This is a genomic window from Bradyrhizobium sp. (genome assembly GCF_036009065.1).
GTDB lineage: Bacteria > Pseudomonadota > Alphaproteobacteria > Rhizobiales > Xanthobacteraceae > Bradyrhizobium.
Genome location: NZ_DASYMN010000221.1, coordinates 1 through 8,244 on the forward strand (window position 1 = coordinate 1; position 8,244 = coordinate 8,244).

Below are 8,244 nucleotides of genomic sequence, written 5' to 3' on the forward strand. Positions count from 1 at the left end.
GGGCCCCTCAAAGTCGCTTCGAGAGGACTTTGTGATGTCTCGTGTTCCTTCGTTATCCAGTCCGTTCCTGTTGGGATTCGACGAAATCGAGCGTGCGCTCGATCGCGTCGTCAAGGGTGCCGACGGCTACCCGCCCTACAACATCGAGCGCTGCGACCGTAACAACGGCCAGCCCGAACGGCTCCGGATCACGCTGGCGGTGGCGGGATTTACCCGCGACCAACTCGATGTAACCATTGAGGAAAACCAGCTCGTCATCCGCGGTCGCCAGCAGGACGACAAGGCCCGGCAATACATCCATCGCGGCATCGCCGCGCGCCACTTCCAGCGCACTTTTGTGCTGGCGGAGGGGATGCAGGTGCTGGGCGCGGACCTGAAGAACGGGCTGTTGTCGATCGACCTTGCCAGGCCGGAACCTGAAAAGGTCGTTAAGACAATCGCTATCAATGAGCACGAATAATGGAACGAGTAGCGGACTCGACCGCTTGGTCTACAAAAGGAGTCGAGACCATGGCTGAAGCTAATGTTGCGTATGAAGGAAATAGCGTCTCCCCGGAGGCGCTGGCGAGCCTGGGCGAAGGCCACATCGCCTATGTGAAACAGATCCGTTCCGAGGACGTGCCCGGGCTTTTTCCCCAGGCGCCGCATCTCGCGCCGGGCCTGAAACTGTTCGCGCTGCACACCGCGAGCGGGCAGCCCATGATGCTGACGGATTCGCGCGAAGCTGCGATCGCCAACGCATGGAGCAATGAGCTGCAGGCCGTCAGCGTTCACTGAGCGCGGGGGAAGCACAGGATTGAATTAGCGATAACGCGGGCGCGCGTCCTCGATTTTGTCGGGGACGCGGTCCGCATATTTTTTGGTCCAGATTAAAATCCTCCTCCTGGCGGTGAAGCGCAAACATTGCCGCATGCGGTGATTGGTAGTAATATCTACTACCAAAGCTACGAGGAATGCCGGATGTCCAATATCGAAAAAGTCAGCGTGGCGCTGACCGGAGAGCAAGTCTCGGCGCTCAAGGCTGCGGTCGAGGCCGGCGAATACGCCACCACCAGCGAGATCGTGCGCGAGGCGGTGCGCGACTGGCAGTTGAAGCGCGAACTGCGCCAGGAAGACATCAAGCGGCTGCGCCAGATGTGGGATGCCGGCATAGACAGCGGCTCTGCTGGCGAACTGGACATGGAGAAATTGCGCCGCGAAGCCCGTGCGAGGCTGAAAGGTGCCGCGAAAGCTGCCGGCAATGCCGACTGAGTTGGTCTGGTCGAACCAGGCCCGTGCCGACCTGTTGGAAATCTACGTGATGATCGGGCTTGAGCAGCCCGCCGCCGCCGAGCGCTATTTCGATCGCATCGAGGAAAAAGCCCGCTTGCTAAGATCCCAGCCGCGCATGGGCGCGCGCCGGTCCGATATTCGTCCATCGATGCGGATGCTGGTTGAGACGCCATATCTGATCTTGTACCGAACCGATCCGGATACGGAGGAAGGTTCTGTCCACGCGGTCGAAATTATCCGTGTCGTTGATGGGCGCCGCGATTTAACCGGAATATTCTAGGCGGCACGGCTAGACTAGCGCCAAAGCTAATGCGCGACGTCGTCGTTCCCGACGACGCTCGTACTCATTCCGCATCATCTAATGTCTTTTCGCAATATCTGCGATTGATGTTTACCTTCCTTACACACTTAAGTATAGAGCTATATGTCTATAGAAGGAAAATGCTTTTGCCCATCCGCCCTTATGAAAACAGACTGGCCGTCAACTTGATCACCAGTATCCAAGCTGATTTGGAGCGGTTGCGCGGGCTTATACAGCCACAAGACTCGCAACCTGACCCAAAGGATCCTCGTAATAAGACGAGCGATGGTAAATTCACGCCACGTGGTGTTGAGGTCTGCTACCGATTATTCGATATAGGAAAGACTAGATATGCCGTCGCTGAGGCTATGAACATTTCGTTCGGTGCGGCCACGCATCGATTAGATGCCTGGAAAAGAGCCGGTGGACGAGATCGTAAGAAAATGCGCTTGGATTAGCAGTTGACGCGTCCCAGCTTCACTTATCGTGGGCAACTTGATGTAGACGTCTCGGGTGCGTTGCGATTCTCATAGATGGACGCCGCTGGGAATTCGACGTTGATAATAGAGGCACACCATGCCCGCTAAACGCGAACGTCTAACGGTGAAAATCTTCCGAATGATTGAAGGGGAAGCCGAAGGCTATTTTGCTATTTCGGTTTTTCTCGTCATCGTCCTTGTAGCAATCGCAGTCGTGGCTTGGCGTTTCCAAAAGTGAATACTGGATGTATTTTCAGGCTGCGGTAGTCTGAGCAAAGGCTTTCACGCTTGTCGTGGATGCGCAGCAGAGGCGAGGGGGCGGCCATCTAGAAAACTCGCGTTGCCTCGGCCTCGACCTGCTTACGTATCAGCGGATGGAGCCCTTTGCGCGTCGTGAGGTCCACCTCGACGCCGAGGCCCACTTCCAGCAGCCGTTTGGCTGCGACCAGATCCAGAACGCTGAATCGTCCGCGCGGGTCGTAGTCAACGAAAAGGTCAAGGTCGCTGTTGGCGTTGGCTTTATTGCGAGCTGTTGACCCGAATAGGTAAAGCGACGTCGCGCCCAGCGCCTTGATGGCGCCAGCGTAAGAATTCAGCTTCCTGAGTGCTTCGACCTTTTCATGTTTTATCGTACCACAGGTTGGCGCAACGCCGCAGCCCAGCAATAACGGTTTAGCCGCTATGCCGCGCTCGCCGGCGGCAGCGCCAGCACCGAATAGATCGCCTGCGCGTCGCGCGAGGCGCGCAGCTTCTTGGCGACGTCCTGGTCGCGGAGCAGGCGGGCGATCCGCGCCAGCGCTTTGAGGTGATCGGCGCCGGCGCCTTCGGGGGCGAGCAGCAGGAAGATCAGGTCGACCGGCTGGCCGTCCATCGCCTCGAAATCGATCGGGCGCTCAAGGCGGGCGAACAGGCCGAACAGCTTTTCCAGCTTCGGCAGCTTGCCGTGCGGAATGGCGACGCCGTATCCGACCGCGGTGGTGCCCAGCTTCTCGCGCTGCAGCAGGACTTCGAAGACTGCGCGCTCGTTCTGCCCGGTCAACACCGCCGCGCGCGCGGACAATTCCTGCAGCGCCTGCTTCTTGCTATTGACTTTCAACGCCGGGAGTATCGCCTCGGGTGCGACCAGATCGGTAATCGTCATGGGGCTTCCGAGCTGAAGTGTGAGCGTCCGGGGTGTGACATAGGCTTACATGGAGCGGCGTCAAGCGGGGAACAGTCGGGCCGGAATTGCGTCCATCTGTAACGCAAAACCAGTGCCAATTCCTTAAATTCCAGGTCGGCCCGGCAAGGCGGCGGACTTATAGGGACCGCCTCGGGGGGCGTCAATGCTGCCCGGCATTTAGCCACCGGGGGTGACGGCCGGGGGATCGACCCAGCCGACATTGCCGTCCGGCCGCCGGTAGATGATGTTCACCCTCCCGCTGCTGCCATGCTGGAACACGATCACGGGCGCGCCGGTCAAATCCAGCTCCATCACGGCCTCGCTTACCGAAAGCCGTTTCAGCGAGGTGGTCGCCTCGGCGATGATCACCGCGTTGTAGGCTGTCTCATCCTCGTCGTCGGAAGCCGGGGCCTCGATGACATAGCTTGGTGCATCCAGCGTCGGCGCATCGATCTCAGCCATCGCGGCGGCGGCCGCGTGGGCCTTGCGCTCGGAGCGGTCCTTGAGCCGGCTTTTGTAGCGGCGCAGCCGCTTTTCGATCAGCACCAGCGCCTGATCGGCGCTGGCATAGGCATCGGCTGCGTTGGATTCGGCCTCCAGCGTGATCCCGGAATCCAGATGCAGCGCGCAGTCGGTGCGGAAGCCGAAGCCGTCCTTGCTGAGCGTGATGTGGCCGGAATAATTGCCGTCGAAATACTTGCGCAGGACTTCGTCGGTGCGTTCGCTGACGCGTCCGCGCAGCGCTTCGCCGACGCTGATGCTTTTGCCCGAGACCCTTACGGTCATGTCATGCCTCGTTTCAGCAAGGTTTCAAGAAATCAGTATCCGGATTGGCGGAAGCCGATCAAGCCGGTGCAGTGTCGCGGGACCGGTCGGAAGGCACGGCTGGCGCTGAAAGTGCATTGCCGAGCATGCTCTGCTTGTCGCGGCGGCGCTGCACCGAGGACGGAATGCGCATCGCCTCGCGATATTTCGCCACGGTGCGGCGGGCAATATCAATGCCGGACTCGCGCAATCGTTCCACGATGGTGTCATCAGACAGGATCACCGCAGGGCTTTCGGCGTCGATCAATTGCTTGATGTGGTGACGAACGGCTTCCGCCGAATGGGCTTCGCCGCCATCGGCCGACGCGATCGACGCGGTGAAGAAATACTTCAGTTCAAAACTGCCGCGATTGGTCGCCATGTACTTGTTGGCGGTGACGCGCGACACCGTCGATTCGTGCATCTGGATAGCGTCCGCCACCGCCTTGAGATTGAGCGGCCGCAAATGCGCCACGCCTTGGGTGAAAAACCCGTCCTGCTGGCGGACGATCTCGGTCGCGACCTTGAGGATGGTGCGGGCGCGCTGATCGAGCGCGCGCACCAGCCACGTCGCGTTCTGCAGGCAATCGGTGAAATAGGATTTGTCGCCGTCCTTGCGGATCGTCTTCGACAGTTCGGAATAATACACCTGATTGACCAGCACCCGCGGCAGGGTGTCGCTGTTGAGTTCGACGTGCCAGCCGCCATCGGGGCCGGGCCGCACATATACGTCGGGCACCACGGTCTGCATCCTCGCCGAGCCGAATTTCAAACCCGGTTTTGGATCGAGCCGGCGGATCTCGCCGATCATGTCGGCAAGATCCTCGTCATCGACGCCGCAGAGTTTTCGCAAATTGCCGATGTCGCGTTTTGCCAAGAGATCAAGATGCTCGACCAGCGCCTGCATCGCCGGGTCATAACGGTTCTGTTCGCGCAGCTGAATCGCGAGGCATTCGCTCAAATTCCGGGCGCAGACGCCGGGCGGATCGAATTTCTGCAAGGTCGCAAGCACCGCCTCGACGTCTTCAGGCGAGGCGCCGAGCCGCTCGGCGGCCTGGCCCAGATCCGGCGGCAGGTAGCCTGCCTCATCCACGAGGTCGATCAGATATTGGCCGATCATGCGCTGCGCGGGGGCGGTGAACGCGACCGCCAATTGCTCGGCGAGATGGCTGCCCAGCGTGACCTCGGCGGCCACGAAGGCTTCGAGATTATAGCTCTCGTCATTGGAGGCGCCGCCGCCCCATTCGGTATAGGCGGTAGGCGCCGCGTCCTGGGCGGTACGCGCGGCGGCTTCGGCCGGCTCCTCGGGAAACACATTGTCGAGACCGGTGTCCAGCGTCTGCTCGATCTCGGCGCGGCTGCCGAGATCGCGGTTCAGCCACTCTTCCTGGACCGGCTCGAAATTGTCGCCGGCGGCCCCGTTCGCCGTCTCGGAACGGTCTCCGGGACCGTCGTCGAAGCTGGAGCCCGGATCGTCGCGGTCGGAGAATTCGGCGCGTTCCGGCTGCGGTTCGCCCCGCACCGGCGGCTCGGTGCCGTCATTGGCGCGCTCGAGCAGCGGATTGCGCTCCAGCTCGTCCTCGACAAAGGCCGCCAGATCGAGATTGGAAAGCTGCAACAGCTTGATCGCCTGCATCAGCTGCGGCGTCATCACCAGCGACTGAGACTGGCGGAATTCTAATCTCTGCGTGAGCGCCATGTATCCCAGTACCGTTAAGCAAGACCCAATCCGAGAATTGGTCCGATTCTTGCTTAAACCAGTCGAAAGCCGATGTACACGGCTTGACGAATTGTAATTTTGGGCTACAGGCGGAATTCTTCGCCAAGGTAAAGACGCCGTACATCCGGGTTATTGACGATCTCGTCCGGATTGCCCTCGGTTAGAATCTCACCGGCATAGACGATATAGGCGCGGTCGGTCAGGCCCAGCGTTTCGCGCACATTATGGTCGGTGATCAGCACCCCGATGCCGCGGTTGGTGAGGTGGCGGACCAGATCCTGAATGTCCCCGACCGCAATCGGATCGATGCCGGCGAAGGGCTCGTCGAGCAGCATGTAGTTCGGCCGCGTCGCCAGCGCGCGCGCAATTTCGACGCGGCGGCGCTCGCCGCCGGACAGCGCGATCGACGGCGTCTTGCGCAGTCTCGCGATGTTGAACTCGTCGAGCAGCGAGCTCAGTTCGGCCTCGCGCTTTTTCTTCGAGGGCTCGACCACCTCGAGCACGGCGCGGATATTCTGCTCCACCGTGAGGCCGCGAAAGATTGACGCTTCCTGCGGCAAATAGCCGATTCCGAGCCGGGCGCGCTGGTACATCGGCAGCTTGGTCACGTCGTGGCCGTCGAGCTCGATGGCGCCGCGATCCGCCTTGATCAGGCCGGTGATCATGTAGAACACCGTGGTCTTGCCGGCGCCGTTCGGCCCCAGCAAACCGACCGCCTCGCCGCGCCGGACATAGATGCTGACGCCGCGAACCACCTGCCGCGAGCCGAAGCTTTTTTCCACGCTATGCACAGCCAGGTAGCCGGCCTTGGTGGCGAAGCGCGGCGCGGCCGCGCCGTTGCCCGCGCTGCGCGCGCGGGGTTTTTCCGCGGGCAGAGCCTCCCGCATTGGCGGCGGCGCCACCGTGTCGCGTGCGATCGGCGGAGCATCGCGCACCGGCTGGGTGAGCATGTCGCCGATGCTGTCGCCGAGCGCCGTGATGTCGACATGCGACCGCGCAAATCCTTGCGGACCGCGTTTGCGGGCGCGCCGACGGAACATGCCGAGTAAATCCACCATACCCGCTTCGCTCAGCCTTTCACGGTGATCGCGGCAGCCGCCGCGGCGATTCGATTGGCGCGTGCAGCATGAATGAGGTGATGCCCCTTGCCCAGCGAAACGGCGTGCGCATCTCGGGCCGTGCCGTAGATACAGGCTCCGCCCCGCCGGTTCAACCTCGGCGCCCGCCTGAGCCAGATAACTGTCTGAAGTTATTTCGGTTTATTTGAAGGCGGCGCAGGTGCCGGGGCCGGCGTGGAGGTCGGCATGCCGGGGATCGCCGGCGGGCCGCCCTGGCCCGATGACTGGAACAGGCCCTGCACGCGGCCGGTATCGGATTCCACGCGCGACACGCCGCTGGTCATGTCCACCACCAGGCGGTCGCCGCGCAAGATGTTCTGGCCTTGGGTGAGTACCACGCCGCCCTGCATCGTGACCTGGTTGCTCTTGGTATCGAAGATCGCAGTCTCGCCGGTCACGACCTGATCCTTCTGGGTGACGACGACACTGCCTCTGGCCTCCAGCCGGCGGATCGATGAACTGCCGCCGGGCCCCGGGGTTGCCGACTGGATCGGACCGGACTTTGCTCCCTTGGCAGCAGCGGGCGCCGGCGCCGGCGCGGTATTCTGATCGTAGAACACCACCAGCGATTTCGAGCTCATGGTGGTGTCGCCCTGCACCACTTTCACGTTGCCGGCGAAGGTGGCTTCCTTCTTCTTGTCGCGCATTTCCAGCGACGCCGCCTCGATCTGGATCGGCTGGTCGCGATTTTGCGAAAAGCCCTGCATGGCATTGGGCACATTTTTCACCGCGCTCTGCGCGCCGGCATCGCTTGCTGCGACCATCGCAAGCACCATCGATCCGGCGCGTATGCCGCGCGCAAAGCACCGGGTCGCAGGAAGGCGGCGGAAAATCATCATGGTCGATTTCATTTCGCGTTGGCGCGTTTGGCCGAAGACGCTCGCGCTTTGGTGGGAGCGGGAGAAGGTTCGGGCGCGGGTTCCGGGGTGGGCTCAACAGCAGCCGCGGGCTCCGCAGGGTCCATGGTCAGGTTCATCACGACATGGCCCTCGAAGCGGACGAGTGCGCCCTTTTCGGTGATTCGAAGCTTGTCCGCGGTAAGCGTTCCGTTGAGCAATTTGACGTCGACGGGTTCCTCGGAGGTTACCGTGCCCTTGCCGATATCGAGCAGCGCCTGCGACAGGCGCGCCTCATAGCCGGTGGAGGATTGCAGAAAGATATCCTTGCGCAGATCCAGTAGCTGCGCCTTGGTGTCGAACAGGCCGGTGCGCGCATCCAGCGTCACCGTCGAGCGGTCCTCCTGCAATATCTTGGCGCGCAACGCCTTCAGTTCGACGCGATCGGGATCCTTCAGATCCTGCGTCGCCGTTTTCGCCCATAATTCATAGGGCCGCTGATCCGGCGAGAAGCCGGACAGATGCGGCGATTCCATGGTGATCTTGCTGCCG

Annotated in this window: 13 protein-coding genes; 6 read left to right on the plus strand and 7 right to left on the minus strand. The window is 61.5% G+C overall.

Features of this window, described 5'->3' with window-relative positions; translation table 11 throughout:
- Positions 1-34: 34 nt before the first annotated feature.
- From VGP39_RS13420 to VGP39_RS13445, 6 genes are all read left to right on the plus strand, one after another.
- Positions 35-460: an Hsp20 family protein gene (locus tag VGP39_RS13420; protein ID WP_327568600.1), complete on the plus strand. Its 426-nt coding sequence runs from the start codon at positions 35-37 to the stop codon at positions 458-460.
- A 50-nt stretch (positions 461-510) separates the two neighbouring features.
- Positions 511-777: a DUF1150 domain-containing protein gene (locus VGP39_RS13425; RefSeq protein WP_327568589.1), complete on the plus strand. Its 267-nt coding sequence runs from the start codon at positions 511-513 to the stop codon at positions 775-777.
- A gap of 126 nt (positions 778-903) precedes the next feature.
- Positions 904-1,251 (plus strand): type II toxin-antitoxin system ParD family antitoxin, encoded by a 348-nt coding sequence (locus tag VGP39_RS13430; RefSeq protein ID WP_327568590.1) that lies wholly within the window; start codon positions 904-906, stop codon positions 1,249-1,251.
- Positions 1,241-1,552 (plus strand): type II toxin-antitoxin system RelE/ParE family toxin, encoded by a 312-nt coding sequence (locus tag VGP39_RS13435; protein WP_327568591.1) that lies wholly within the window; start codon positions 1,241-1,243, stop codon positions 1,550-1,552. The genes VGP39_RS13430 and VGP39_RS13435 overlap by 11 nt, the downstream gene beginning before the upstream one ends.
- 29 nt (positions 1,553-1,581) lie before the next feature.
- Positions 1,582-2,031, plus strand: a complete 450-nt coding sequence (locus VGP39_RS13440; protein ID WP_327568592.1) for a hypothetical protein — start codon at positions 1,582-1,584, stop codon at positions 2,029-2,031.
- Positions 2,032-2,149: 118 nt separating this feature from the next.
- Complete coding sequence (locus VGP39_RS13445) at positions 2,150-2,290, plus strand: hypothetical protein (RefSeq protein ID WP_327568593.1); 141 nt, start codon at positions 2,150-2,152, stop codon at positions 2,288-2,290.
- Positions 2,291-2,378: 88 nt separating this feature from the next.
- Here the strand turns inward: VGP39_RS13445 and VGP39_RS13450 are convergent, their stop codons facing one another.
- The 7 genes from VGP39_RS13450 to lptC all read right to left on the minus strand — a co-directional run.
- Positions 2,379-2,717, minus strand: coding sequence for a nucleotidyltransferase family protein (locus VGP39_RS13450; protein WP_327568594.1), 339 nt, complete (start codon positions 2,715-2,717; stop codon positions 2,379-2,381).
- A gap of 14 nt (positions 2,718-2,731) precedes the next feature.
- Positions 2,732-3,193, minus strand: a complete 462-nt coding sequence (gene ptsN, locus VGP39_RS13455) for a PTS IIA-like nitrogen regulatory protein PtsN (protein WP_327568595.1) — start codon at positions 3,191-3,193, stop codon at positions 2,732-2,734.
- Positions 3,194-3,391: 198 nt separating this feature from the next.
- On the minus strand, positions 3,392-4,000 hold the full coding sequence (gene hpf, locus VGP39_RS13460) for a ribosome hibernation-promoting factor, HPF/YfiA family (protein ID WP_327568596.1): 609 nt from the start codon (positions 3,998-4,000) through the stop codon (positions 3,392-3,394).
- 58 nt (positions 4,001-4,058) lie between these two features.
- On the minus strand, positions 4,059-5,717 hold the full coding sequence (rpoN, locus tag VGP39_RS13465) for an RNA polymerase factor sigma-54 (protein ID WP_327568597.1): 1,659 nt from the start codon (positions 5,715-5,717) through the stop codon (positions 4,059-4,061).
- A gap of 104 nt (positions 5,718-5,821) precedes the next feature.
- On the minus strand, positions 5,822-6,796 hold the full coding sequence (gene lptB / locus VGP39_RS13470; protein WP_327568598.1) for an LPS export ABC transporter ATP-binding protein: 975 nt from the start codon (positions 6,794-6,796) through the stop codon (positions 5,822-5,824).
- Between the two features lie 191 nt (positions 6,797-6,987).
- Positions 6,988-7,692, minus strand: a complete 705-nt coding sequence (locus VGP39_RS13475; RefSeq protein ID WP_414644664.1) for an LptA/OstA family protein — start codon at positions 7,690-7,692, stop codon at positions 6,988-6,990.
- A gap of 11 nt (positions 7,693-7,703) precedes the next feature.
- A partial coding sequence (gene lptC / locus VGP39_RS13480; RefSeq protein ID WP_327568599.1) for an LPS export ABC transporter periplasmic protein LptC occupies positions 7,704-8,244 on the minus strand: 541 nt, incomplete at its 5' end.